The organism is Streptococcus anginosus (genome assembly GCF_900636475.1).
Lineage (GTDB): Bacteria > Bacillota > Bacilli > Lactobacillales > Streptococcaceae > Streptococcus > Streptococcus anginosus.
On record NZ_LR134283.1, the window covers coordinates 1,646,417 to 1,671,092 of the forward strand.

The window sequence follows — 24,676 nt, forward strand, 5'->3', positions numbered from 1 at the left end:
GCTAAGTTCATAAGGACAGCGAGAAGTTCTTGCGTCGTTTAGCTTCTTAGTGTTTATAGCTGTTTTTCGGATTCAAAAGGATCAGCATGACTCACAATACATAAAAATTACGGAGAAAATTTTATGACCTATCATTTCAAAAATCCCAGCGACGGGATTGTCAAGCATTATTTAGAAAATAGTAAGACGATTGCAGTTGTTGGTTTGTCAGATCGCGAAGAGGCAACCAGCCACCGTGTATCCAAGGAGATGCAAGAACGGGGCTATCGGATTATTCCGGTCAATCCGCGAGCAGCCGGCGGTCAGATTTTAGGAGAAACCGTCTATGCCAGTCTCAAGGGCATTCCTTTTTCGGTGGATATTGTTGATGTCTACCGTCGCAGTGAGTTTTTGCCAGATGTGGCGCGTGATTTTCTGCAAGTGAATGCTAAGATTTTCTGGGCACAATTAGGCTTGGAAAATGAAGAAGCCGAGCAAATCCTTCGTGCAGCTGGGCACGATGATATTGTCATGAACCGCTGTATCAAGCAGGAGCACACCCGTCTAATTTTTGGAGAATAAATGGCAACATTGGTGATTATCAGAGGTAATTCTGGTTCAGGAAAAACGAGTCTGGCAAAGAAATTGCAAGAATACTATGGTCGAAAGACGCTGCTCATCTCACAAGATATCGTGCGTCGTGATATGCTGAAAGAAAAGGTCAAGCCGAGCAATCTATCAATCTCTTTGACAGAAACGATCGCCCGCTATGGCTATGAGCGAGATTTGTTGGTTATCGTTGAAGGTTTTTATGAAACAGATATTTATGGGCAAATGCTAGAAAAATTGCATACTCTCTTTTATCCAAAAGTTCTGTCTTACTATTATGATTTAACGTTTGAAGAGACAGTTCGCCGTCACCAAACGAGGAACAAGAAAGCAGACTTTAGTCCAGCTGATATGAAACGTTGGTGGAAAGAATGTGATTTTTTGGGTTGGGAGGAAGCGATATTTACAGATCAGGTTTCGCTGGAAGATGCTTTTCAAAAAATTTCAAAAAATATCAATTTGTTATAAAAAATTAAGGTTGATTTAAGCTAACTTGGTTATACTATGTTTATCAAATGAAGACCTCCTAACTTTATTTGATAGAAATCCTAAACTTTTTCATAATAATCTCCCTAATAAAAGTCACCCATTGGTGGCTTTTTTCATATAAAGTTTGCAATATGACACTTTAGCTGAATCACTTTACGAAAAATGGATACAACTCAAAAGACCTGAACAGTTCGTTCAAGTCTTTTGTTGGATTGCCAATTGTTTCATGCAAGAAATTAATAAAAAATTGGAGTCTGATCTTGTTCCTTTAGCACAGCTTCATAGAAAAGAGTTTGAGCTGTATAAACGTAGGGATAGACATAAATAGATGCGATCCCCAAAGTAATAGCAGTTAGCAAGTACCAGCCAATAAAACTTAAATCAAGTACAAATCGCTTGCCTTTATATCCTTTCATCATCTGGCGGCTTGTACGAATAATTTTAAAGGCGCTCTCATAGCTCTGGTTTTCTAATGTGTCACAAAGAATAAATTCTACTTGCGAATAAGCGTAATATTGAGGAAGTGCAATAATAATACCGATTACCATCAAAATAAAACCGATGAGAATATAAAGTAACAATGTCCCAACAGTTGTTTGAAGTGCAGTATTTTGTGAGATATCTTGAGAATTGGGGAGGAGTTTAATGATACTAAAACTAGCAAGAATCATCATGCCGCTCCCAATCCAGACGAAAATATTCCACAGAAATAGCAATACGCGTTTGAGCAAAAGCGTCATGAAAACAGGACCGATTATTTTACTGTCAAAAGTCCGAATGGAATCTGAAAAATGCACCTCTTGTCGTTTTCCACGAATGACTTCCAGTAAGGTCCAAAAGGCAGCAGTTAAAAAGAAAGATACGATAAAACTAATCGCTACTGGGAACAATGAGCGATTGATCCCGTGGACAACCGTATTTTGGATGCCATATTGTAAGATATTATTGGACAAGGTGTCTGAAGAATAATTGTAAACAGCGGAAACAATCGCAGTCACAATTGGCACTAAAAAGAGTGCGTAGATTCCCTTGGTTTGGCGTTGGATACGACGAGCTTCTGCTCGCAATTCACTTAAGTTCATATTTGCCTCCTATATTGAAAAATATTATACCATATTCTTCTAAGAGAAAGAAAAGTTTTTATCTACTTTATCTTTCTTCCTTTTTTTGATAAAATCATACAGGATGTTGTGAGTCAAATGAATTCACACACTGTAAAATGAAGGTCTGGGACTGTTTTTCCCAGTATCGGAGGTAAAAATGTCAGATTCACCGATTCAATATCGTTTGATTAAAAAAGAGAAGCATACAGGTGCTCGTTTGGGAAAAATTATCACGCCGCATGGCACTTTTCCAACTCCCATGTTTATGCCGGTTGGAACCCAGGCGACCGTCAAGACCCAGTCGCCAGAAGAACTCAAAGAAATGGGTTCAGGGATTATTTTATCCAATACCTACCATCTCTGGTTGCGGCCGGGTGATGAGCTGATTGCGCGTGCTGGTGGACTTCATAAATTTATGAACTGGGATCAGGCTATTCTGACAGACAGCGGTGGTTTTCAAGTTTATTCCTTGGCAGACAGCCGTAACATCACCGAAGAAGGGGTGACCTTCAAGAATCACCTGAACGGCGCAAAAATGTTTCTCTCCCCAGAAAAGGCCATTTCTATTCAAAACAATCTAGGCAGTGACATCATGATGTCCTTTGATGAATGCCCGCAGTTCTATCAACCGTACGATTATGTCAAGAAATCCATTGAGCGGACCAGCCGCTGGGCAGAGCGTGGACTCAAAGCGCATCGCCGTCCGCATGACCAGGGTCTCTTTGGGATTGTGCAGGGTGCTGGTTTTGAAGATTTGCGCCGCCAGTCAGCCCATGATTTGGTTAGTATGGATTTTCCAGGATATTCCATTGGTGGACTAGCTGTGGGTGAATCTCATGAAGAGATGAATGCAGTATTGGACTTTACAACACAGATGTTACCTGAAAACAAGCCCCGCTACCTCATGGGAGTGGGAGCGCCAGACAGCTTGATAGACGGTGTGATTCGGGGCGTTGATATGTTTGATTGCGTCCTGCCAACTCGGATTGCCAGAAATGGTACCTGCATGACCAGTGAGGGGCGTTTGGTCGTAAAAAATGCTCAATTTGCAGAGGATTTCACACCGCTGGATCATAACTGTGATTGCTACACCTGCAAAAACTATACGCGTGCTTATCTTCGTCATTTACTTAAGGCCGATGAAACCTTTGGACTCCGTCTAACCAGCTATCATAATCTCTATTTCCTCATCAATCTGATGAAAAATGTCCGCCAAGCCATTCTAGATGACAATTTGCTTGAATTTCGTGAAGATTTCATCGAGCGCTATGGCTACAATCATTCAAAGAGGAATTTCTAGATGAATCACGGTGAGAAGTCGTTAGTAGAAGTAGTCAAGAATTATTTGCTGGATGGGAAAAAACATACGCTTGCGATTTACGGACACGGTGCTTCTGGAAAATCTACTTTTGCCAAACGTTTAGTAGAAAGTCTGGGGCGAGAGCGAGTTAATCTGCTTGTGGCTGATCCTTATATAATAGACGGGGAATATCGTGACTTGCTGGCGGTTAAAGAATTTCCTGAGCAAAAAGTGACAGCCTGTCTTCCAGTGGCTCATGAATTGAAGAGCTTGGAACGTGATATAAGAGCTTTGCAATCTGGCTGCGATATAGTGACGATTGACTAGCCTTGGGCACCAAGTCAGCGACTTTCAGCGGAAAAACCAATTCTAATTGTGGAAGGCATGTCAGTTGCTTTTCTGCCGAAAGAATTGTTTGATTTGTCCATTTGTTTTTACACCGATACAGCGACGGAATTAGAGCGCCGCTTGGCTCGAGATACAGCCGTTCGAGGTCGCGATGTGCACTGGATTCGGCAAGCGCACACCAGCCGCCGCCAGCAATATGAACACTACTATAAAATGTATCAGGAAGAGGCTGATTTTCTCATCAGCCAGACTGAAGAGGGCTTTGGAATAGATAAAATAAGCAATGGACTTGGAAAATAAAATTCCAAGTCTTTTGTTTTTTTGGCTTATTTTTTGGTAAAATAGATTTTATAGCAACGTTGCTAAATGCAGCAATTAACAGAATTTTTGGCTTGCTTGACTCAGCAGTGATGTAGGCTTGCGGGAGTTGGTCGGTCTGTATCAGTAGTGAAAAGGATTTAGGAGAACTATGCGTATCAAATGGTTTTCAATGGTTCGAGTGACAGGCTTATTGCTGGTTCTCTTGTATCACTTTTTTCAAAAATTATTTCCTGGGGGATTTCTCGGTGTTGATGTCTTTTTCACCTTTTCAGGTTTTCTGATTACAGCGCTCTTGATTGATGAGTTTTCTCAGAGTAAAAAAATAGAGCTTCTAGCCTTCTTTCGACGGCGTTTTTATCGGATTGTTCCCCCTGTCATCGTCATGGTATTGGTGGTCATGCCCTTTACCTTTTTGATTCGGCGGGATTTTGTAGCCGGTATTGGAACGCAGATTGCAGCAGTCATGGGCTTTGTGACTAACTTTTACGAAATGATGACGGGTGGAAGCTACGAGGCTCAGTTTATTCCACATTTATTTGTCCATAACTGGAGTCTGGCTGTAGAGGTTCATTATTATCTACTTTGGGGACTGGCTGTCTGGTTCCTAGCCAAATATTGCAAAACAGCCGGTCAGCTGAGGGGCAGTATCTTTTTGCTGTCTTCGTTTGGTTTGCTTATCAGCTTTCTCAGTATGTTTATTGGCAGCCTTTTAGGACTCAGTTTTTCGGGGCTTTATTTCTCGACCTGGACTCACATTTATCCTTTCTTTGTCGGCAGTATCCTAGCGACCTTGACCGGTATCAAACAGATGACAGGCCTGTTAAAGAAAATAATTCGCTCATGGTCTTTGCGAGAGGCTTGTCTGGTCTTTGCGGCGGGAGCGGGTCTCTTAGGCGTGATGATGCTTTGGATCAAGTTTGATTCGCTTTTTACCTATTTGCTTGGTTTTCTTTTGGCTAGTTTGTCAGCGGCGGCTATGATATTGGCTACACGGGTCTTGCATGAGAAGACTCTCGACCTAAAAGAACCGCTAGTTTTGACAGTGATTGCTGATACGAGTTATGGAGTCTATCTTTTCCATTGGCCTTTCTACACGATTTTTTCACAGCTGATGGGCAATCTGCCTGCGGTGATTTTAACAAGTCTTCTTTCTCTTGCTTTTGCTGGACTGTCCTTTTATGTTATTGAGCCAATCATTGCTGGGAAATCTCCTGCTTTTCTCGGTTGGGACTTGCATTTTACGCAGTTGAAAAAGGTCTTGGCAATGAGTTTCGTAGGTTTGCTTCTTATCAGCCTGCTGGCTATCGGACTTGCTCCGAAGATTGGGGCGTTTGAGACAGATATGCTAGTCAATGGTCTTCATCAGGCTGACACCAAGCTAAATCGGACTAAAAGTCTTGCAGAAAAAGGAGAAGCTAGTAGTTACAATATTGCAGATGGTGTGACGATTATTGGTGACTCCGTTACCTTACGGGCTAGTACTCCGCTGAAGGAAGTCCTGCCGGATGCACAAGTCGATGCTCAAGGCAGTCGCAATACAGCTCAGGTTCGCGAAATTATGAGCAATAATGCCGCAGCTGGCGGCTTGCTCAAGACCGTCGTGGTAGCAACCGGTGTTAATATTGTCTTTAACTACGAAGAAGAACTGAATGAGTTGGTCAAGGCCCTACCGAAGGGACACCGGCTTATTCTGGTAACTCCTTACGATGGTAACTCAGACAAATATGACAATCCTGTCGCCGAAAAGCATGCGCAATATGCCAGAGAGTTGGCCAAGAAATATGCCTATGTCACCATTGCCGACTGGAACGCTGCTGCCAAGCAGCACCCAGAAATCTGGGTAGGTAGTGATCATATCCACTTTGGAGAAGATGCCGACACAATTGCTGCAGGTGGTCGACTCTATGCGCAGGAAATTCAAAAGGCTGTCACAAAAGCAGCAGATGGGCCTGTAAAGCACAAGTAAATTCTTAGTGCATGGGGAAGTGCAAGTTTGTATTGATCATTCGATTTATCCTAGTAGTTAAAAATCTGTGCAAGCCCTTCAACTAAGCATGTAGGAAACAAACTGACTTTAAGCGTGGAAGGGGTAGTTTGTCTTCTTACCAGGCAATTCTACTTATTCATATTAAAAAAAATGATTTGTAAATGTCAAGCCTCATTTTAAATGAGACTTGATTTTTTTGTGTTGGTACTCACGACTAATAAAGATTTCTATATTTAATCTCTTGCTTTTTCAGAAGATAGTAAAAGCTCAATAAGAAAGGGGAACGCTTTCAAATAAAAAACTAAAAAACTTGCTCAAATCCCTTGCAATCAGTGAATCTTTGTGTTATTCTATTATGGTGCTGTGAAAAAACAGTCTGTAGCTTTGATGCAAGAGGTTGCGACACGCTCGGTTGCATTGCCACGCAATGGCGTCTCGGTTTTCTTGTGGAGCTAGCCTATTATCTTAAATAGACGAAAAGGAGAAAAAGATGGCAAACAAAAAAATCCGTATCCGTTTGAAAGCGTACGAACACCGTACACTTGATACAGCGGCTGCAAAAATCGTAGAAACTGCTACTCGTACAGGTGCAGAAGTTGCAGGACCAATCCCACTTCCAACTGAGCGTAGCCTCTACACAATCATTCGTGCGACTCACAAATACAAAGATTCTCGCGAACAATTTGAAATGCGTACACACAAACGTTTGATTGATATCATCAACCCAACTCAAAAAACAGTTGATGCTTTGATGAAGTTGGATCTTCCAAGTGGTGTGAACGTAGAAATCAAACTATAATCAGATGCAAGGTAAAAGTATTCGGGCTTAACTGGATACGGGCTAAGAGCTCTGCAAAAAAGATGAACTTCCTAGTGTTCGTCGAACACTGCGTCAGTTTCCTATTTTTGCCAGGCTCTCTTAACGCCCTTAATATCTTAATCTTGAGCATAAAAAACGCTCGTTAAAAACTTTTTGAATAATTTATAGAAAAGGAAACATTTTCTCATGACAAAAGGAATCTTAGGGAAAAAAGTGGGAATGACTCAAATCTTCACTGAAGCTGGCGAATTGATCCCTGTAACTGTTGTTGAAGCAACACCAAACGTGGTTCTTCAAGTAAAAACAGTTGAAACAGATGGTTACAACGCTGTTCAAGTTGGTTTTGACGACCTTCGTGATGTATTGAGTAACAAACCTGCTAAAGGACATGTAGCGAAAGCTAACACGGCTCCTAAGCGCTTCATTCGTGAATTCAAAAACATTGAAGGCTTAGAGGTCGGTGCAGAAATCACAGTGGATACATTCGAAGCTGGCGATGTTGTTGATGTAACAGGAACTTCAAAAGGTAAAGGTTTCCAAGGTGTTATCAAACGCCACGGTCAATCACGTGGTCCAATGGCTCACGGTTCTCGTTATCACCGTCGTCCTGGTTCTATGGGACCAGTTGCGCCTAACCGTGTTTTCAAAAACAAACACTTGGCAGGACGCATGGGTGGCAACCGTGTAACAATTCAAAACCTTGAAATCGCACAAGTTGTTCCAGAGAAAAACGTTATCCTCATCAAAGGTAACGTGCCTGGTGCTAAGAAATCTCTTATCACTATCAAGTCAGCAGTTAAAGCTGGTAAATAATAAAGAAAGGGGAAATCAGTCACAATGGCAAACATAAAATTATTTGACCAAACTGGTAAAGAAGCTGGTGAAGTAGTTCTTAACGATGCAGTATTTGGTATTGAGCCAAATGAATCAGTTGTCTTTGACGTTGTTATCAGTCAACGTGCAAGCCTTCGTCAAGGAACTCACGCTGTTAAAAATCGCTCTGCAGTATCAGGTGGCGGACGCAAACCATGGCGTCAAAAAGGAACTGGACGTGCGCGTCAAGGTTCTATCCGCTCTCCACAATGGCGTGGTGGTGGTACCGTATTTGGTCCAACTCCTCGTTCATACGCCTACAAACTTCCACAAAAAGTTCGTAGATTGGCACTTAAATCAGTTTATTCTGAAAAAGTTGCTGAGGACAAATTCGTAGCTGTAGACAGCCTTTCATTTACAGCTCCAAAGACTGCTGAGTTTGCGAAAGTACTTGCTGCACTTAGCATTGATTCAAAAGTACTTGTAATTCTTGAAGAAGGAAACGAATTTGCTGCACTTTCAGCACGTAACCTTCCAAATGTGAAAGTTGCAACAGCAACAACTGCAAGTGTTCTTGATATCGTAAATAGCGACAAACTTCTTGTTACTAAAGAAGCTATCTCTACAATCGAGGAGGTTCTTGCATAATGAATTTGTATGACGTAATCAAAAAGCCTATCATCACAGAAAGCACAATGGCTCTTCTTGAAGAAGGCAAATACGTATTTGAAGTGGACACTCGCGCTCATAAACTTTTGATCAAACAAGCGGTTGAAGCTGCTTTTGACGGAGTGAAGGTTGCAAATGTGAACACAATCAATGTAAAACCAAAAGCAAAACGTGTAGGGCGTTATACTGGTTTTACAAACAAAACTAAAAAAGCTATCATCACTCTTACAGCTGATTCTAAAGCAATCGAGTTGTTCGGTGCTGAAGCAGAATAATCTAAGGAGGAAATATCGTGGGAATCAGAGTTTATAAACCAACTACAAATGGTCGCCGTAATATGACTTCTTTGGATTTCGCTGAAATCACAACGAGCACTCCAGAAAAAACTTTGCTTGTTTCTTTGAACAACAAAGCTGGTCGTAACAACAACGGTCGTATCACTGTTCGTCACCAAGGTGGTGGACACAAACGCCATTACCGTTTGATTGACTTCAAACGTAACAAAGACGGTGTTGAAGCAGTTGTTAAAACAATTGAATACGATCCAAATCGTTCAGCAAACATCGCTCTTGTACATTACACTGACGGTGTGAAAGCTTATATCATCGCTCCTAAAGGTCTTGAAGTCGGTCAACGCCTCGTTTCTGGACCAGAAGCGGATATTAAAGTCGGAAATGCTCTTCCACTTGCTAATATCCCGGTTGGTACATTGATTCATAATATTGAATTGAAACCAGGACATGGTGGTGAATTAGTACGTGCTGCTGGAGCTTCTGCTCAAGTGCTCGGTCAAGAAGGCAAATATGTTCTTGTTCGTTTGCAATCAGGCGAAGTTCGCATGATTCTTGGAACTTGCCGTGCAACTGTCGGTGTTGTTGGAAATGAACAACATGGATTGGTTAACCTTGGTAAGGCTGGACGTAGCCGTTGGAAAGGCATCCGCCCAACAGTCCGCGGTTCTGTAATGAACCCGAACGATCACCCACACGGTGGTGGTGAAGGTAAAGCACCAGTTGGTCGTAAAGCACCATCTACTCCATGGGGCAAACCTGCTCTTGGACTTAAAACTCGTAACAAGAAAGCGAAATCCGACAAACTTATCGTTCGTCGTCGCAACGAGAAATAATCTAAAACAATCTATCCGCCAGCTCGGTAGCGCTGATTGTCAGTGCAAGCCGTTGTGGTACATATTTTAAAGGAGAAAACATAAAAATGGGACGCAGTCTTAAAAAAGGACCTTTCGTCGATGAGCATTTGATGAAAAAAGTTGAAGCTCAAGCCAACGACGAAAAGAAAAAAGTCATCAAAACTTGGTCACGTCGTTCAACGATTTTCCCAAGTTTCATCGGATATACAATTGCAGTTTATGATGGGCGTAAACATGTTCCTGTTTACATCCAAGAAGACATGGTAGGGCACAAGCTTGGTGAATTTGCACCAACTCGTACTTACAAAGGTCACGCTGCTGACGACAAGAAAACACGTAGATAAGAGAGGAGAAAAACATGGCAGAAATTACTTCAGCTAAAGCAATGGCTCGTACAGTGCGCGTTTCACCTCGTAAATCTCGTCTAGTTCTTGACAATATCCGCGGGAAAGACGTCGCTGACGCAATCGCAATCTTGAAATTCACACCAAACAAAGCTGCTGGCATTATCGAAAAAGTGTTGAAATCAGCAATCGCTAATGCAGAAAACAACTTTGGTTTGGAAAAAGCAAACTTGGTAGTATCTGAAGCTTACGCAAACGAAGGACCAACAATGAAACGTTTCCGTCCACGTGCAAAAGGTTCAGCTTCACCAATCAACAAACGCACTAGCCACATCACAGTGGTCGTTGCAGAAAAATAAGGAGGTAAAATCGTGGGTCAAAAAGTACATCCAATAGGTATGCGTGTCGGTATCATCCGTGACTGGGATGCCAAATGGTATGCTGAAAAAGAATACGCGGATTACCTTCATGAAGATCTTGCAATCCGTAAATTCGTTCAAAAAGAATTAGCTGATGCAGCTGTTTCAACTATTGAAATCGAACGCGCAGTAAATAAAGTAAACGTTTCTCTTCACACTGCTAAACCAGGTATGGTTATCGGTAAAGGTGGAGCAAACGTTGATGCACTTCGTGCAAAGCTTAACAAATTGACTAGTAAACAAGTCCACATCAACATCATTGAAATCAAATCACCAGATTTGGATGCTCATCTTGTTGGTGAAGGAATTGCTCGCCAATTAGAACAACGTGTTGCTTTCCGTCGTGCTCAAAAGCAAGCAATCCAACGTACAATGCGTGCAGGAGCTAAAGGAATTAAAACTCAGGTATCTGGTCGCTTGAACGGTGCTGATATCGCTCGTAGTGAAGGGTATTCTGAAGGAACTGTTCCGCTTCATACGCTTCGCGCAGATATTGATTACGCTTGGGAAGAAGCAGATACTACTTACGGTAAACTTGGTGTTAAAGTATGGATTTACCGCGGAGAAGTTCTTCCAGCTCGTAAAAACACTAAAGGAGGTAAATAACCAATGTTAGTACCTAAACGTGTTAAACACCGTCGCGAATTTCGTGGTAAAATGCGCGGTGAAGCTAAAGGTGGTAAAGAAGTAGCATTTGGAGAATATGGTCTTCAAGCGACTACTAGCCATTGGATCACAAACCGCCAAATCGAAGCTGCTCGTATCGCTATGACACGTTACATGAAACGTGGTGGTAAAGTTTGGATTAAAATTTTCCCACACAAATCATATACTGCCAAAGCTATCGGGGTTCGTATGGGATCTGGGAAAGGTGCTCCAGAAGGTTGGGTTGCGCCAGTTAAACGTGGTAAAGTGATGTTTGAAATCGCTGGTGTGCCTGAGGAAGTTGCTCGTGAAGCGCTTCGTCTTGCAAGCCACAAATTACCAGTTAAAACAAAATTCGTGAAACGTGAAGCTGAATAAGGAGAAGGCATGAAACTTAATGAAGTAAAAGAATTTGTTAAAGAACTTCGTGGTCTTTCTCAAGAAGAACTCGCGAAGCGTGAAAGAGAATTGAAGAAAGAATTGTTTGATCTTCGTTTCCAAGCAGCAACAGGTCAATTAGAACAAACTGCACGCTTGAAAGAAGTGAAAAAGCAAATCGCTCGTATCAAAACAGTTCAATCAGAAATGAAATAATAGACTTGGGAAAGGAGAAATTCTAAAATGGAACGTAATCAACGTAAAACGCTTGTTGGACGCGTTGTTTCTGACAAGATGGATAAAACAATCACAGTTGTAGTTGAAACAAAACGTAACCACCCAGTCTATGGTAAGCGTATTAACTACTCTAAAAAATACAAAGCGCATGATGAAAATAACATCGCTAAGGAAGGCGATATTGTTCGTATCATGGAAACTCGTCCGCTTTCAGCTACAAAACGCTTCCGTCTTGTAGAAGTTGTAGAAGAAGCAGTTATCATCTAATCAAACCAGAAAGGAGAAAACTTAAATGATTCAAACAGAAACTCGTTTGAAAGTTGCTGACAACAGCGGTGCCCGCGAAATCTTGACAATCAAAGTTCTTGGTGGTTCAAAGCGTAAATTCGCTAGCATTGGCGATGTCATCGTTGCATCTGTAAAACAAGCTACTCCTGGTGGTGCGGTTAAAAAAGGTGACGTTGTAAAAGCGGTTATCGTTCGTACTAAATCAGGTGCTCGTCGCAAAGATGGTTCATACATCAAATTTGACGAAAATGCTGCAGTGATTATCCGTGATGATAAAACACCTCGCGGGACACGTATCTTTGGTCCAGTTGCACGCGAATTGCGTGAAGGTGGATTCATGAAGATCGTCTCACTTGCTCCAGAAGTACTTTAATCAAAAACAAACTAAGTCCCCTATCTTTGATAGATAGGGTGCCCGTCAGGGCGTAAGAAATCAAAGGAGAAACCAATGTTTGTAAAAACTGGCGACAAAGTTCGCGTGATTGCTGGTAAAGACAAAGGTGTTGAAGCCAAAGTCGTTGCCGCACTTCCAAAAGTAAATAAAGTTGTTGTTGAAGGTGTGAACATCATCAAGAAACACCAAAAACCGAATAACGAAAATCCTCAAGGTGCTATCGTGGAAAAAGAAGCACCAATCCATGTGTCTAATGTTCAAGTGTTGGACAAAAATGGTGTTGCAGGACGTGTTGGCTACAAGTTTGTAGACGGCAAAAAAGTTCGTTACAATAAAAAATCAGGCGAAGTGCTTGACTAATCACGAAGGAAAGGAGAAGTATAATGGCTAATCGTTTAAAAGAAAAATATCTTAATGAAGTAGTTCCTGCTTTGACTGAAAAGTTTAACTACTCATCTGTTATGGCTGTGCCAAAAGTGGATAAAATCGTTTTGAACATGGGTGTTGGAGATGCTGTATCAAATGCTAAAAATCTTGAAAAAGCTGCTGAAGAGCTTGCTCTTATCTCAGGTCAAAAACCACTTATCACTAAAGCTAAAAAATCTATCGCCGGCTTCCGTCTTCGTGAAGGTGTAGCGATTGGTGCTAAGGTAACTCTTCGCGGCGAACGCATGTATGAATTCTTGGATAAATTGGTTACTGTATCACTTCCACGTGTTCGTGACTTCCACGGTGTTCCAACAAAATCATTTGATGGACGCGGAAACTACACACTTGGTGTGAAAGAACAATTGATTTTCCCAGAAATCAACTTTGATGATGTTGACAAGACTCGTGGTCTTGACATTGTTATTGTGACAACTGCTAACACGGATGAAGAATCACGTGAATTGCTTACAGGCCTTGGAATGCCTTTTGCAAAATAATCTAGGAGGTAAATAAATTGGCTAAAAAATCAATGATTGCTAAGAACAAACGCCCTGCGAAGTTCTCTACGCAAGCTTACACTCGTTGCGAACGTTGTGGTCGTCCACATTCAGTTTACCGCAAGTTTAAACTTTGCCGTGTTTGCTTCCGCGAGTTAGCATACAAAGGACAAATTCCAGGCGTTACCAAAGCTTCTTGGTAATTATAGCTTCCATTTTCGCCGTGAGTCGTCGTTATTCGCTCTTGCCTAACCCAAGTTATGCTTGCGAGCGAATGCCTAGACTCACTTAGAAAATGAAACCTATAAATAAAATAATATTCTGAGCCTAGCTCAATCATTAACTAGCAAGTGAATTATCAAACTACTAGTAAGAGGAGAAAAAACAAAATGGTTATGACTGACCCAATTGCAGACTTTTTGACACGTATTCGTAATGCGAATCAAGCAAAACATGAAGTGCTAGAAGTACCTGCATCAAATATCAAAAAAGGGATTGCTGAAATCCTTAAACGCGAAGGTTTTGTGAAGAACGTTGAGTACATTGAAGATGATAAACAAGGTGTTATTCGTGTATTCCTTAAATACGGTCAAAATGGTGAAAAAGTTATCACGGGTTTGAAACGTGTTTCAACACCAGGACTTCGTGTTTACAAAAAATGTGAAGATCTTCCAAAAGTCTTGAATGGACTTGGAATTGCGATTATCTCAACATCTGAAGGCTTGTTGACTGACAAAGAAGCACGCCAAAAGAATGTTGGTGGGGAAGTAATCGCCTACGTTTGGTAATTGCATGATACAAAGAGCGTGACGGACAAAGTGAAAATAGAAAATCTAGCGATGAATGCCCGCATTCAAGATAGATTTATCTTTTTCACACAGGCCGTAGCTCGTGTTCAGATTAGCAAAACTGATTTGAATGATGTATTTGAATAAAACGTTAGAACTATCGTACAAACTGCTATGATAGTTCCCCCGTGAAAACTGGCCGTCCTCGGACGACCTGACAATTTAACAGGAGAAAAAATAACATGTCACGTATTGGTAATAAAGTTATCGTATTGCCTGCTGGTGTCGAATTGACAAACAAAGACAATGTCGTAACTGTAAAAGGACCTAAAGGAGAACTCACTCGTACGTTCTCTAAAGATATTGATATTCGTGTGGAAGGAACTGAAGTAACTCTTCACCGTCCAAACGATACAAAAGAAATGAAAACAATCCACGGAACAACTCGTGCTCTTTTGAACAACATGGTTCATGGTGTATCAGAAGGATTCAAGAAAGAACTTGAAATGCGTGGGGTTGGATATCGTGCTCAACTTCAAGGTAAAAAATTGGTACTTTCAGTTGGTAAATCTCATCCAGATGAAGTGGAAGCTCCTGAAGGTATTACTTTTGAACTTCCAAATCCAACGACTATTGTTGTGAACGGAATCTCAAAAGAAGTAGTTGGACAAACTGCTGCTTATATCCGTAGTTTGCGTGCTCCTGAACCATATAAAGGGAAAGGTATCCGCTACGTTGGTGAATTCGTCCGCCGTAAAGAAGGTAAAACTGGTAAATAATATTATAAGGTTGTTTTTTAACCAAAATATTTATTTCCAACTTTGTGCTTAGGCACGCAATAAAATTAAGAGGTGAAAATTGTGATTTCGAAACCAGATAAAAATAAAATCCGCCAAAAACGCCACCGTCGCGTTCGCGGAAAACTCTCTGGAACTGCTGATCGCCCACGTTTGAACGTATTCCGTTCTAATACAGGCATCTACGCTCAAGTAATTGATGACGTAGCGGGTGTAACGCTCGCAAGCGCTTCAACTCTTGACAAAGAAGTTTCAAAAGGAACTAAAACTGAACAAGCCGTTGTTGTCGGCAAACTTGTTGCTGAACGTGCAGTTGCTAAAGGTATTACTGAAGTGGTGTTTGACCGCGGTGGATATCTATATCACGGACGTGTAAAAGCTTTGGCTGATGCAGCTCGTGAAAACGGATTGAAATTCTAATAGGGAGGACACTAAAAAATGGCATTTAAAGACAATGCAGTTGAACTTGAAGAACGCGTAGTTGCGATTAACCGTGTTACTAAAGTTGTTAAAGGTGGACGTCGTCTTCGTTTTGCAGCTCTTGTAGTTGTCGGTGACCGCAATGGTCGTGTAGGCTTCGGTACTGGTAAAGCTCAAGAAGTACCAGAAGCAATTCGCAAGGCAGTTGAAGATGCGAAGAAAAACTTGATTGAAGTACCAATGGTTGGCACAACAATTCCTCACGAAGTAACATCTGAATTTGGTGGAGCTCGTGTCTTGTTGAAACCAGCTGTAGAAGGTGCTGGAGTAGCTGCTGGCGGCGCTGTTCGTGCCGTCATTGAATTGGCAGGTGTAGCAGATGTAACATCTAAATCACTTGGTTCTAACACTCCAATCAACATCGTTCGTGCAACTGTTGAAGGTTTGAAACAATTAAAACGCGCTGAAGAAGTTGCTGCCCTTCGTGGTATTTCAGTTTCTGACTTGGCATAAGAAAGGGGATCACATGGCTCAAATTAAAATTACTTTGACTAAGTCTCCAATCGGACGCATCCCGTCACAACGTAAAACTGTTGTAGCACTTGGACTTGGCAAATTAAACAGCTCAGTTATCAAAGAAGATAATCCAGCAGTACGTGGTATGATTACTGCAGTATCACATTTGGTTACTGTTGAAGAAGTTAAATAAGCATTGCGGATTTAACAACTTTAAATTTAACATACATTAGGGGATGGGAGTTTCTCAGCCCCTAAAACTGAATATATGTATAGGCGAGTTTATACTGAGGACACCTTTTTCTCAGTATAAGCGCTAGCATTTTACAAAAGAGGAGAAAAAATATAATGAAACTTCATGAATTACAACCTGCTACAGGTTCTCGTAAAGTCCGTAACCGTGTTGGTCGTGGTACTTCATCTGGTAATGGTAAAACAGCTGGACGTGGTCAAAAAGGTCAAAAAGCTCGTAGTGGTGGTAAAGTTCGTCTTGGTTTTGAAGGTGGACAAACACCATTGTTCCGTCGCATGCCAAAACGTGGTTTCTTGAACATCAATTGTAAAGAATATGCAATTGTAAATCTTGATCAATTGAATGTTTTTGAAGACGGGGCAGAAGTAACTCCAGTTGTCCTTATCGAAGCAGGGATTGTAAAAGCTGAAAAATCTGGTGTTAAGATTCTTGGTAACGGCGAATTGACAAAGAAATTGACTGTGAAAGCAGCTAAATTCTCTAAATCAGCCGAAGAAGCTATCACTGCTAAAGGTGGTTCAGTGGAAGTCATCTAAGCGAGGTGACCTATGTTTTTTAAACTATTAAAAGATGCATTAAAAATCAAACAGGTTCGTTCAAAAATTCTCTTTACAATTTTTATTGTATTAGTATTTCGAATTGGTACGACGATTACGGTTCCAGGTGTTAATGCAAAAAGCTTGGAAGCTCTTAACGGGCTTTCATTTCTAAACATGCTCAGCCTTGTGTCAGGTAATGCTTTGCGAAATTTCTCAGTATTTGCATTGGGAGTTAGTCCGTATATTACCGCCTCTATTGTTGTTCAATTGCTACAAATGGATATTTTACCTAAGTTTGTAGAATGGGGCAAGCAAGGTGAAGTTGGACGAAGAAAGTTAAATCAAGCAACGCGCTATATTGCCTTAGTCTTGGCGTTTGTTCAATCTATCGGTATTACAGCAGGTTTCCATACCTTGTCTAGTGCTAAGTTGGTGGCAACGCCTAACTGGCAAACTTATTTGCTGATTGGTTTCCTTTTGACAACAGGTTCTATGATTGTGACTTGGTTAGGGGAACAAATCACAGATAAAGGCTATGGTAATGGTGTTTCTATGATTATCTTTGCAGGTATCGTAGCAGCAATTCCAGGAATGATTAAGAGTATATATGTAGACTACTTTGTCAATGTACCAAGCAGCCGTATTACTTCATCTATCATTTTTGTGACTATTCTAATTATAGCTGTTTTGCTCATTGTTTACTTTACAACCTTCGTTCAACAAGCAGAATACAAAATTCCAATCCAGTATACAAAGATTGCGCAAGGTGCGCCTTCTAGCTCATACCTTCCTTTGAAGGTCAATCCGGCAGGTGTTATTCCGGTTATCTTTGCAAGTTCGATTACTGCCGCACCTGCAGCTATTTTCCAATTTTTGACAGCTACAGGTCACAATACACAGTGGGTTCGAGTGGCTCAGTCCTTGTTTGCAACAACAACCGCAAGCGGAATTGTGATGTACGCACTCTTGATTATTTTGTTTACATTTTTCTATACATTTGTACAAATCAATCCAGAGAAAACTGCAGAGAATTTGCAAAAGAGCGGTGCCTATATTCATGGTGTCCGTCCGGGCAAAGGTACAGAAGAATACATGTCCAAGCTGCTTCGTCGCTTGGCAACAGTTGGTTCACTTTTCTTAGGCTTTATTTCGATTTTACCGATTTTAGCAAAAGATTTATTTGGATTGACAGATGCTGTTGCTTTGGGTGGTACTAGTTTGTTGATTATTATTGCAACTGGTATTGAAGGGATGAAACAACTTGAAGGTTATCTTCTAAAGAGAAAATATACTGGCTTTATGAATACAACAGAATAGAAACAGAGTAAAGAAAGATATTCTATACTTTCAAAAGCAATTTGCGTTAAAGTACGAACGCAGTGGTTGATGATGAAAATGAGTTTTTGTTTTCATCCTGAATCAACTATGTTGCGGGGTGGGAGAGCAAATCGAAAATCATAGATTTTCTGAAGTCTGTCCCACTCTTTCTATTTTGTTTTTAAACAAGTTTATTAAGAATTTATAATAGATTTATTTAAAAACAAAAAAGGAGAAGGATCATGAATCTTTTGATTATGGGCTTGCCAGGTGCAGGCAAGGGGACTCAAGCAGCCAAAATCGTTGAGGAATTTGGTGTTGCGCATATCTCAACAGGGGATATGTTCCGTGCAGCTATGGCAAACCAAACTGAAATGGGGGTACTTGCGAAATCATATATTGACAAAGGTGAATTAGTGCCAGATGAAGTGACTAATGGAATTGTCAAAGAACGTTTAGCACAAGATGATATTAAAGAAAAAGGTTTTTTATTAGATGGCTACCCACGCACCATTGATCAAGCTCATGCACTGGATCAGATACTTGCTGAACTTGGGCTTACTTTAGACGGGGTTGTTAATATCGAAGTGGATCCTAACAGCTTGCTAGAGCGCTTGAGCGGACGGATTATTCACAAAAAAACGGGAGAAACCTTCCATAAAGTCTTCAATCCACCAGCAGATTATAATGAAGAGGATTATTATCAACGTGAGGATGACAAGCCAGAAACCGTGAAACGCCGTTTAGATGTCAATATCGCTCAAGGAGCACCAATTATTGAGCATTATCGTTCTCAAAATTTGGTTTATGATATTCAAGGAAATCAAGAGATTGATGATGTATTTAAAGATATTGAAAAAGTCTTGTTAAAGTTAAAATAAAAGCGTTTTTTACACTTGCAATATTTGACAAGTAGTGATACAATGAATTAGTCTGACTTATAATTGTTACCTCTGTGTTCAGAGGAATGAATCGAAATTTAGGGGGTGCTTTTGCGTGGCAAAAGACGATGTGATTGAAGTTGAAGGCAAAGTAGTTGATACAATGCCGAATGCAATGTTTACGGTTGAACTTGAAAATGGACATCAGATTTTAGCAACAGTTTCTGGTAAAATTCGTAAAAACTATATTCGTATTTTAGCGGGAGACCGTGTTACTGTCGAGATGAGTCCTTATGATTTGACACGTGGACGGATCACCTACCGCTTTAAATAATCGAAATACTTGGAGGGATAAGAAATGAAAGTAAGACCATCGGTCAAACCAATTTGCGAATACTGCAAAGTTATTCGTCGTAATGGTCGTGTTATGGTGATTTGCCCAGCAAATCCAAAACACAAACAACGTCAAGGATAATAGAAAGGAGAAAAAATGGCTCGTATTGCTGGAGTTGATATTCCAAATGACAAACGTGTAGTTGTTTCACTGACTTATGTATACGGTATTGGTCTTCCAACATCTAAGAAAATTTTAGCAGCTGCTGGAGTTTCAGAGGATATTCGTGTGAAAGATTTAACATCTGATCAAGAAGACGCTATCCGTCGTGAAGTGGATGCTATCAAAGTTGAAGGTGACCTTCGTCGTGAAGTAAACTTAAACATCAAACGTTTGATGGAAATTGGTTCATATCGTGGAATCCGTCATCGTCGTGGACTTCCTGTACGTGGACAAAACACTAAGAACAACGCTCGCACTCGTAAAGGTAAAGCTGTTGCGATTGCTGGTAAGAAAAAATAATATAAGGAGGTAAAAAGTCTTGGCTAAACCAACACGTAAACGTCGTGTGAAGAAAAATATCGAATCTGGTATTGCTCATATTCACGCTACATTTAACAACACTATTGTTATGATTACTGATGTGCATGGTAACGCAATTGCTTGGTCATCTGCTGGAGCTCTTGGATTTAAAGGTTCTCGTAAATCTACACCATTTGCTGCCCAAATGGCATCTGAAGCTGCTGCAAAGTCTGCACAAGAACACGGTCTTAAATCAGTTGAAGTTACTGTTAAAGGTCCAGGTTCTGGTCGTGAGTCAGCTATTCGTGCGCTTGCTGCCGCTGGTCTTGAAGTAACAGCTATTCGTGATGTGACTCCTGTGCCACACAATGGTGCTCGTCCTCCAAAACGTCGCCGTGTATAATCATAAACCATTACACTGCTTTTCGTTTAAGAGGGAGTAACTAAATGATTGAGTTTGAAAAACCAAATATAACAAAAATTGATGAAAATAAAAACTACGGCATATTTGTAGTAGAACCACTAGAACGTGGTTATGGTACAACGCTTGGGAACTCACTTCGTCGTGTACTTCTTGCATCTCTACCAGGTGCTGCTGTAACATCTATCAATATTGAAGGTGTATTACACGAATTTGATACAGTTCCAGGTGTCCGTGAAGACGTGATGCAGATTATTTTGAACGTCAAAGGGATTGCTGTAAAATCTTACGTCGAAGACGAAAAGACAATTGAGCTTGATGTTGAAGGTCCTGCAGAAATCACTGCTGGTGATATTTTGACAGATAGTGATATTGAAATTGTAAACCCTGATCATTATCTTTTTACAATCGGTGAAGGCGCTAGCTTAAAAGCTATTATGACCGTAAATACAGGTCGTGGTTATGTACCGGCTGATGAAAATAAAAAAGATGATGCACCAGTAGGGACGCTTGCGGTAGATTCAATCTATACGCCGGTGAAAAAAGTTAATTATCAAGTTGAACCAGCTCGCGTTGGTAGCAACGATGGTTTTGATAAATTAACTCTTGAAATCATGACAGACGGGACGATTATTCCAGAAGATGCTCTAGGGCTTTCTGCGCGCATTTTAACGGAACATTTAGACCTGTTTACTAACTTAACTGAAGTAGCAAAATCTACCGATGTGATGAAAGAAACAGAAAAGGTTTCAGATGATCGTGTGTTGGATCGTACAATTGAAGAATTAGATTTGTCAGTTCGTTCGTACAACTGTTTGAAACGTGCTGGTATCAATACTGTATTTGATTTGACAGAAAAAACCGAACCTGAAATGATGAAAGTAAGAAATCTAGGACGTAAGAGTCTTGAAGAAGTGAAAGTAAAACTTGCTGATCTCGGTCTTGGATTAAAAAATGATAAATAAAGGAGGAAAACATGGCTTACCGTAAACTAGGACGCACTAGCTCACAACGTAAAGCAATGCTTCGCGACTTGACTACTGACTTGATTATCAACGAATCAATCGTGACAACAGAAGCTCGTGCTAAAGAAATCCGTAAAACAGTTGAAAAAATGATTACTTTGGGTAAACGTGGTGATTTGCATGCTCGTCGTCAAGCAGCAGCTTTTGTTCGTAACGAAATTGCATCAGAAAACTATGATGAAGAAACAGAAAAGTATACTTCAACTACTGCTCTTCAAAAATTATTCTCTGATTTAGCTCCTCGTTATGCAGAACGTAACGGTGGATATACTCGTATCCTCAAAACTGAACCACGTCGTGGTGATGCTGCCCCAATGGCAATCATTGAATTAGTATAATTTTTATCAATTTTGTTGAGTGTTATGATGATGGAGTAATGTTACTCTTAGTCTAGCTCTGGTCTACCGCTAGGATTTTTCCTAGCGGGAACACTCATCTTATGATAAGAAACGTAGACGCTTGTTTACGAAATTGCTTTTACAAAAAAACAATTTCGTAAGCAGGCGTTTTTTAGAATTTCATAATCGGTGCTTCACTACAGAATTTATAGAATTATAATACTGAATTTATCATGAAAACTCCCAAACAGACATCTGTTAATTTTAACTTTATCCGCTGAAAAGAATGTAAAAGTACCTGAAGAGATAGATAGGTGTATTAAGAAGCGCGAAATAGAAACCGAAAAGAGTAGAACAGCTACCCAGCCCTCCTAAAAGCTTCAAGTTTGCTATCCTTAAAAGGTAAGAAAAAGGAAGGAGAAGAAGATGGAGTTCAAGGAGTTATATGGCAAGGTAAGAGGAATTGTGCTGAAGTGTCGGAGGGAATATTATGTCCACCTGTGGGAATTAAGCGATTGGGAACAAGAGGGGATGTTGGTGCTCTATCAGTTGGTAAGCCAGTATCCGCAGCTGGTAGAAGAAGAAAGTCAGCTCTATGTTTACTATAAGACCAAGTTCCGCAATCATATTCTGGACATCCTCCGTAAACAGGAAAGTCAAAAACGCAAACTCGATCGTCAAGCTTATGAAGAAGTGAGCGAGATTGGTCACAAGCTCAGCCTAAAAGAACTATATCTGGATGAATTGGTGATTCTCCGAGACCAGCTAAAGAGCTATCAAGCTCAACTGAGCCCAGAGAAACAGGAGCAGTACGAGCGCTTACTAGCCGATGAACGGTTCAAAGGCCGCCAAGCCATGATTCGAGAATTAAGAGCCTACTTAAAAGATTATAGTGATTAAGATAAGTCAGGACTTTCCCTTTTAAAAGGTTATAAATTTCGAATGATTTTCTTCGTGCATTTGGCATGAAAAAGCAGAAACCCTCTTGTAAAATGGAAGAAATTTTGATATGATAGTAGATGTCGTGTAATCGGCAAATACTCATTTCAGATGAATTGTGAAGCCGTTGCCTACGGGTGGTTTTGCGAGTTGAAATCTGGGAGAGGAAAAAACAAAAAAGGAGACATTACTCATGGCAGTAATTTCAATGAAACAACTTCTTGAGGCTGGTGTACACTTTGGTCACCAAACTCGTCGCTGGAACCCTAAGATGGCGAAGTATATCTTCACAGAACGTAACGGTATCCACGTTATCGACTTGCAACAAACTGTAAAATTTGCAGATCAAGCATACGACTTTATGCGTGATGCGGCTGCTAACGATGCAGTTATCTTGTTTGTTGGTACGAAAAAACAAGCTGCTGATGCTGTAAAAGAAGAAGCAGAACGTGCTGGTCAATACTACATCAACCACCGTTGGTTGGGTGGAACGCTTACAAACTGGGAAACGATTCAAAAACGTGTTGCTCGTTTGAAAGAAATCAAACGTATGGAAGAAGACGGAATTTTTGATGTTCTTCCTAAAAAAGAAGTCGCTCTTCTTAACAAACAACGCGCTCGTCTTGAAAAATTCTTGGGTGGTATCGAAGAAATGCCACGTATTCCAGATGTGATGTATGTTGTGGATCCACATAAAGAACAAATCGCTGTGAAAGAAGCTAAGAAATTAGGTATTCCAGTTGTAGCGATGGTGGATACAAATACAGATCCAGATGACATTGATGTCATCATTCCAGCTAACGACGATGCTATTCGTGCTGTTAAGTTAATCACTGCGAAAATGGCTGATGCAATTATCGAAGGCCGTCAAGGTGAAGATAACGTTGAATCAGTAGAAGCAGAATTAGCTGCAACTGATTCACAAGCAGATTCTATCGAAGAAATCGTTGAAGTTGTCGAAGGCTCAAACGAATAATCAAGTAACGAACTTATGGGGCGGGGCCTAGCCCTCCCCTTTTTATTAAATAAAACCGTAATATCTTAATTGGAGGATCAAAATGGCAGAAATTACAGCTAAGCTTGTAAAAGAATTGCGTGAAAAATCTGGTGCTGGTGTCATGGACGCTAAAAAAGCACTTGTAGAAGTAGATGGCGATATCGAAAAAGCAATTGAATTGCTTCGTGAAAAAGGTATGGCAAAAGCTGCTAAAAAAGCAGACCGTGTTGCTGCTGAAGGATTGACTGGTGTCTATGTAAACGGCAATGTTGCCGCTATCGTTGAAGTGAACTCAGAAACAGACTTTGTAGCAAAAAATGCTCAATTCGTTGAATTGGTAAACGAAACAGCTAAAGTAATCGCAGAAGGCAAACCAGCAAACAATGAAGAAGCACTTGCTTTGACAATGCCTTCAGGTGAAACACTTGAAGCTGCTTATGTTAGTGCAACTGCTACCATCGGAGAAAAAATCTCATTCCGTCGTTTTGCAGTTGTTGAAAAAGCAGATGATCAAGTATTTGGAGCTTACCAACACAATGGTGGACGTATCGGTGTTATCACAGTTCTTTCAGGCAGTGACGAAGATCTTGCAAAACACGTGGCAATGCACGTTGCCGCTATGAAACCTTCTGTTCTTTCATACAAAGAATTGAGTGAAGAATTTATCCATGATGAATTGGCTCAAATGAACCACAAAATTGATCAAGACAACGAAAGTCGTGCAATGGTTGGTAAACCAGCGCTTCCACACTACAAATTTGGTTCTAAACTTCAATTGACGGATGAAGTGATTGCACAAGCTGAAGAAGACATCAAAGCTGGTCTTGCAGCTGAAGGTAAACCAGAAAAAATCTGGGACAAAATTATTCCTGGTAAAATGGATCGCTTCATGCTGGACAATACAAAAGTTGACCAAGCTTACACATTACTTGCGCAAGTCTATATCATGGATGACAGCAAGACTGTTGAAGCATTCCTTGAAAGTCAAGGTGTGACAATTACAAGCTTCACTCGTTTTGAAGTAGGTGACGGTATTGAAAAAGCTGCCAATGATTTTGAATCAGAAGTAGCTGCAACTATGGCTGCTGCTCTTGGTCAAAACTAAGAATAAAAAAACAAACATATAAAATAACATGAGATAGGATTCCTGCTTTTCCCTGTTTTGTGGTATTTATAAGAAGTCTCATATGAATCTTTCCAAAGCTTTGTTGCTTTTAATGGTGATTCGTATGAGGCTTTTTCTAAATTTGGAATATGTGATAGATTCCTCATTGTCCAGAGCCTTTCGTTTTAATAAAATACTAAGAGTTCTGGGATTAGGGAACCTATTTTAGAAAACTGAAGTTTACATTGTGTCAAAAAAAAACACTTAC

The 24,676-nt window shown here is 40.6% G+C and carries 38 protein-coding genes and 1 pseudogene; 38 read left to right on the forward strand and 1 reads right to left on the reverse strand.

Going from position 1 to position 24,676, the window contains the following annotated elements:
- The first annotated feature begins 123 nt into the window (after positions 1 to 123).
- Both EL079_RS08140 and EL079_RS08145 read left to right on the forward strand, forming a co-directional pair.
- On the forward strand, positions 124 to 561 hold the full coding sequence (locus tag EL079_RS08140) for a CoA-binding protein (RefSeq protein ID WP_003031124.1): 438 nt from the start codon (positions 124 to 126) through the stop codon (positions 559 to 561).
- Complete coding sequence (locus EL079_RS08145; protein WP_003031151.1) at positions 562 to 1,056, forward strand: kinase; 495 nt, start codon at positions 562 to 564, stop codon at positions 1,054 to 1,056.
- Between the two features lie 257 nt (positions 1,057 to 1,313).
- Here the strand turns inward: EL079_RS08145 and EL079_RS08150 are convergent, their stop codons facing one another.
- The gene (locus EL079_RS08150; protein ID WP_003031160.1) at positions 1,314 to 2,159 is read right to left on the reverse strand and encodes a DUF975 family protein; all 846 of its coding nucleotides are present in this window, start codon (positions 2,157 to 2,159) and stop codon (positions 1,314 to 1,316) included.
- Positions 2,160 to 2,337: 178 nt separating this feature from the next.
- Between EL079_RS08150 and tgt the strand changes: the two genes are divergently transcribed.
- From tgt to tsf, 36 genes and pseudogenes are all read left to right on the forward strand, one after another.
- Complete coding sequence (gene tgt / locus EL079_RS08155) at positions 2,338 to 3,480, forward strand: tRNA guanosine(34) transglycosylase Tgt (protein ID WP_003031163.1); 1,143 nt, start codon at positions 2,338 to 2,340, stop codon at positions 3,478 to 3,480.
- Positions 3,481 to 4,128 (forward strand): annotated as a pseudogene (locus EL079_RS08160) (uridine kinase family protein). It begins immediately after the preceding gene.
- A 169-nt stretch (positions 4,129 to 4,297) separates the two neighbouring features.
- Complete coding sequence (locus tag EL079_RS08165) at positions 4,298 to 6,115, forward strand: acyltransferase family protein (RefSeq protein WP_003031173.1); 1,818 nt, start codon at positions 4,298 to 4,300, stop codon at positions 6,113 to 6,115.
- Between the two features lie 511 nt (positions 6,116 to 6,626).
- Positions 6,627 to 6,935, forward strand: a complete 309-nt coding sequence (gene rpsJ / locus EL079_RS08170; protein WP_002894478.1) for a 30S ribosomal protein S10 — start codon at positions 6,627 to 6,629, stop codon at positions 6,933 to 6,935.
- Between the two features lie 207 nt (positions 6,936 to 7,142).
- Positions 7,143 to 7,769, forward strand: a complete 627-nt coding sequence (rplC, locus tag EL079_RS08175; protein ID WP_003026558.1) for a 50S ribosomal protein L3 — start codon at positions 7,143 to 7,145, stop codon at positions 7,767 to 7,769.
- A gap of 24 nt (positions 7,770 to 7,793) precedes the next feature.
- Entirely contained in the window at positions 7,794 to 8,417 is a 624-nt protein-coding gene (rplD, locus tag EL079_RS08180) for a 50S ribosomal protein L4 (protein WP_003031180.1), read from the forward strand.
- Positions 8,417 to 8,713 carry a 50S ribosomal protein L23 gene (locus tag EL079_RS08185; RefSeq protein WP_003026555.1) on the forward strand — a complete coding sequence of 99 codons (297 nt, stop codon included), beginning with the start codon at positions 8,417 to 8,419 and terminating at the stop codon, positions 8,711 to 8,713. Before rplD ends, EL079_RS08185 begins: the two co-directional genes overlap by 1 nt.
- Positions 8,714 to 8,730: 17 nt before the next feature.
- On the forward strand, positions 8,731 to 9,564 hold the full coding sequence (gene rplB, locus EL079_RS08190) for a 50S ribosomal protein L2 (RefSeq protein WP_003031126.1): 834 nt from the start codon (positions 8,731 to 8,733) through the stop codon (positions 9,562 to 9,564).
- 86 nt (positions 9,565 to 9,650) lie between these two features.
- Positions 9,651 to 9,929, forward strand: coding sequence for a 30S ribosomal protein S19 (gene rpsS / locus EL079_RS08195; RefSeq protein ID WP_000533765.1), 279 nt, complete (start codon positions 9,651 to 9,653; stop codon positions 9,927 to 9,929).
- 14 nt (positions 9,930 to 9,943) lie between these two features.
- Positions 9,944 to 10,288, forward strand: coding sequence for a 50S ribosomal protein L22 (gene rplV, locus EL079_RS08200; RefSeq protein ID WP_003031154.1), 345 nt, complete (start codon positions 9,944 to 9,946; stop codon positions 10,286 to 10,288).
- A gap of 12 nt (positions 10,289 to 10,300) precedes the next feature.
- Positions 10,301 to 10,954: a 30S ribosomal protein S3 gene (gene rpsC / locus EL079_RS08205; protein ID WP_003029478.1), complete on the forward strand. Its 654-nt coding sequence runs from the start codon at positions 10,301 to 10,303 to the stop codon at positions 10,952 to 10,954.
- A gap of 3 nt (positions 10,955 to 10,957) precedes the next feature.
- Positions 10,958 to 11,371, forward strand: coding sequence for a 50S ribosomal protein L16 (gene rplP, locus EL079_RS08210; protein ID WP_003029477.1), 414 nt, complete (start codon positions 10,958 to 10,960; stop codon positions 11,369 to 11,371).
- A 9-nt stretch (positions 11,372 to 11,380) separates the two neighbouring features.
- On the forward strand, positions 11,381 to 11,587 hold the full coding sequence (rpmC, locus tag EL079_RS08215) for a 50S ribosomal protein L29 (RefSeq protein ID WP_003029476.1): 207 nt from the start codon (positions 11,381 to 11,383) through the stop codon (positions 11,585 to 11,587).
- Between the two features lie 27 nt (positions 11,588 to 11,614).
- Complete coding sequence (rpsQ, locus tag EL079_RS08220; RefSeq protein ID WP_003026542.1) at positions 11,615 to 11,875, forward strand: 30S ribosomal protein S17; 261 nt, start codon at positions 11,615 to 11,617, stop codon at positions 11,873 to 11,875.
- A gap of 25 nt (positions 11,876 to 11,900) precedes the next feature.
- On the forward strand, positions 11,901 to 12,269 hold the full coding sequence (rplN, locus tag EL079_RS08225; RefSeq protein WP_003026541.1) for a 50S ribosomal protein L14: 369 nt from the start codon (positions 11,901 to 11,903) through the stop codon (positions 12,267 to 12,269).
- 75 nt (positions 12,270 to 12,344) lie between these two features.
- Positions 12,345 to 12,650, forward strand: coding sequence for a 50S ribosomal protein L24 (gene rplX / locus EL079_RS08230; RefSeq protein ID WP_003026539.1), 306 nt, complete (start codon positions 12,345 to 12,347; stop codon positions 12,648 to 12,650).
- Between the two features lie 23 nt (positions 12,651 to 12,673).
- Complete coding sequence (gene rplE / locus EL079_RS08235) at positions 12,674 to 13,216, forward strand: 50S ribosomal protein L5 (RefSeq protein ID WP_003026536.1); 543 nt, start codon at positions 12,674 to 12,676, stop codon at positions 13,214 to 13,216.
- A gap of 17 nt (positions 13,217 to 13,233) precedes the next feature.
- The gene (locus EL079_RS08240; protein WP_001085699.1) at positions 13,234 to 13,419 is read left to right on the forward strand and encodes a type Z 30S ribosomal protein S14; all 186 of its coding nucleotides are present in this window, start codon (positions 13,234 to 13,236) and stop codon (positions 13,417 to 13,419) included.
- Positions 13,420 to 13,605: 186 nt separating this feature from the next.
- The gene (gene rpsH, locus EL079_RS08245; RefSeq protein ID WP_003026535.1) at positions 13,606 to 14,004 is read left to right on the forward strand and encodes a 30S ribosomal protein S8; all 399 of its coding nucleotides are present in this window, start codon (positions 13,606 to 13,608) and stop codon (positions 14,002 to 14,004) included.
- A gap of 18 nt (positions 14,005 to 14,022) precedes the next feature.
- On the forward strand, positions 14,023 to 14,151 hold the full coding sequence (locus EL079_RS09950; RefSeq protein WP_265416450.1) for a hypothetical protein: 129 nt from the start codon (positions 14,023 to 14,025) through the stop codon (positions 14,149 to 14,151).
- Between the two features lie 95 nt (positions 14,152 to 14,246).
- A complete protein-coding gene (rplF, locus tag EL079_RS08250; RefSeq protein ID WP_003029474.1) occupies positions 14,247 to 14,783 on the forward strand; it encodes a 50S ribosomal protein L6 in 537 nt (178 codons plus the stop codon).
- An 81-nt stretch (positions 14,784 to 14,864) separates the two neighbouring features.
- Positions 14,865 to 15,221: a 50S ribosomal protein L18 gene (rplR, locus tag EL079_RS08255; protein WP_003031156.1), complete on the forward strand. Its 357-nt coding sequence runs from the start codon at positions 14,865 to 14,867 to the stop codon at positions 15,219 to 15,221.
- Between the two features lie 18 nt (positions 15,222 to 15,239).
- Positions 15,240 to 15,734, forward strand: coding sequence for a 30S ribosomal protein S5 (rpsE, locus tag EL079_RS08260; protein ID WP_003029472.1), 495 nt, complete (start codon positions 15,240 to 15,242; stop codon positions 15,732 to 15,734).
- 13 nt (positions 15,735 to 15,747) lie between these two features.
- Positions 15,748 to 15,930, forward strand: coding sequence for a 50S ribosomal protein L30 (gene rpmD, locus EL079_RS08265; RefSeq protein ID WP_002894509.1), 183 nt, complete (start codon positions 15,748 to 15,750; stop codon positions 15,928 to 15,930).
- A 155-nt stretch (positions 15,931 to 16,085) separates the two neighbouring features.
- Positions 16,086 to 16,526 (forward strand): 50S ribosomal protein L15, encoded by a 441-nt coding sequence (rplO, locus tag EL079_RS08270; protein WP_003031172.1) that lies wholly within the window; start codon positions 16,086 to 16,088, stop codon positions 16,524 to 16,526.
- A 12-nt stretch (positions 16,527 to 16,538) separates the two neighbouring features.
- Positions 16,539 to 17,846: a preprotein translocase subunit SecY gene (gene secY / locus EL079_RS08275; RefSeq protein ID WP_003031167.1), complete on the forward strand. Its 1,308-nt coding sequence runs from the start codon at positions 16,539 to 16,541 to the stop codon at positions 17,844 to 17,846.
- 242 nt (positions 17,847 to 18,088) lie between these two features.
- Positions 18,089 to 18,727: an adenylate kinase gene (locus EL079_RS08280; protein ID WP_003031144.1), complete on the forward strand. Its 639-nt coding sequence runs from the start codon at positions 18,089 to 18,091 to the stop codon at positions 18,725 to 18,727.
- A gap of 115 nt (positions 18,728 to 18,842) precedes the next feature.
- Positions 18,843 to 19,061, forward strand: a complete 219-nt coding sequence (infA, locus tag EL079_RS08285) for a translation initiation factor IF-1 (protein ID WP_001029883.1) — start codon at positions 18,843 to 18,845, stop codon at positions 19,059 to 19,061.
- Between the two features lie 24 nt (positions 19,062 to 19,085).
- Complete coding sequence (gene rpmJ / locus EL079_RS08290) at positions 19,086 to 19,202, forward strand: 50S ribosomal protein L36 (protein WP_001808836.1); 117 nt, start codon at positions 19,086 to 19,088, stop codon at positions 19,200 to 19,202.
- 15 nt (positions 19,203 to 19,217) lie between these two features.
- A complete protein-coding gene (rpsM, locus tag EL079_RS08295; RefSeq protein ID WP_002262317.1) occupies positions 19,218 to 19,583 on the forward strand; it encodes a 30S ribosomal protein S13 in 366 nt (121 codons plus the stop codon).
- 19 nt (positions 19,584 to 19,602) lie between these two features.
- Positions 19,603 to 19,986 carry a 30S ribosomal protein S11 gene (gene rpsK / locus EL079_RS08300; RefSeq protein ID WP_001118385.1) on the forward strand — a complete coding sequence of 128 codons (384 nt, stop codon included), beginning with the start codon at positions 19,603 to 19,605 and terminating at the stop codon, positions 19,984 to 19,986.
- A 44-nt stretch (positions 19,987 to 20,030) separates the two neighbouring features.
- Positions 20,031 to 20,969: a DNA-directed RNA polymerase subunit alpha gene (locus EL079_RS08305; RefSeq protein WP_003029466.1), complete on the forward strand. Its 939-nt coding sequence runs from the start codon at positions 20,031 to 20,033 to the stop codon at positions 20,967 to 20,969.
- A gap of 11 nt (positions 20,970 to 20,980) precedes the next feature.
- Positions 20,981 to 21,367, forward strand: coding sequence for a 50S ribosomal protein L17 (gene rplQ, locus EL079_RS08310; protein WP_003026513.1), 387 nt, complete (start codon positions 20,981 to 20,983; stop codon positions 21,365 to 21,367).
- A 426-nt stretch (positions 21,368 to 21,793) separates the two neighbouring features.
- The gene (locus tag EL079_RS08315; protein ID WP_003031176.1) at positions 21,794 to 22,267 is read left to right on the forward strand and encodes a sigma-70 RNA polymerase sigma factor region 4 domain-containing protein; all 474 of its coding nucleotides are present in this window, start codon (positions 21,794 to 21,796) and stop codon (positions 22,265 to 22,267) included.
- Positions 22,268 to 22,499: 232 nt separating this feature from the next.
- Entirely contained in the window at positions 22,500 to 23,282 is a 783-nt protein-coding gene (gene rpsB, locus EL079_RS08320) for a 30S ribosomal protein S2 (protein WP_003026510.1), read from the forward strand.
- Between the two features lie 82 nt (positions 23,283 to 23,364).
- The gene (gene tsf, locus EL079_RS08325; protein ID WP_003031142.1) at positions 23,365 to 24,408 is read left to right on the forward strand and encodes a translation elongation factor Ts; all 1,044 of its coding nucleotides are present in this window, start codon (positions 23,365 to 23,367) and stop codon (positions 24,406 to 24,408) included.
- Positions 24,409 to 24,676 lie beyond the last annotated feature (268 nt).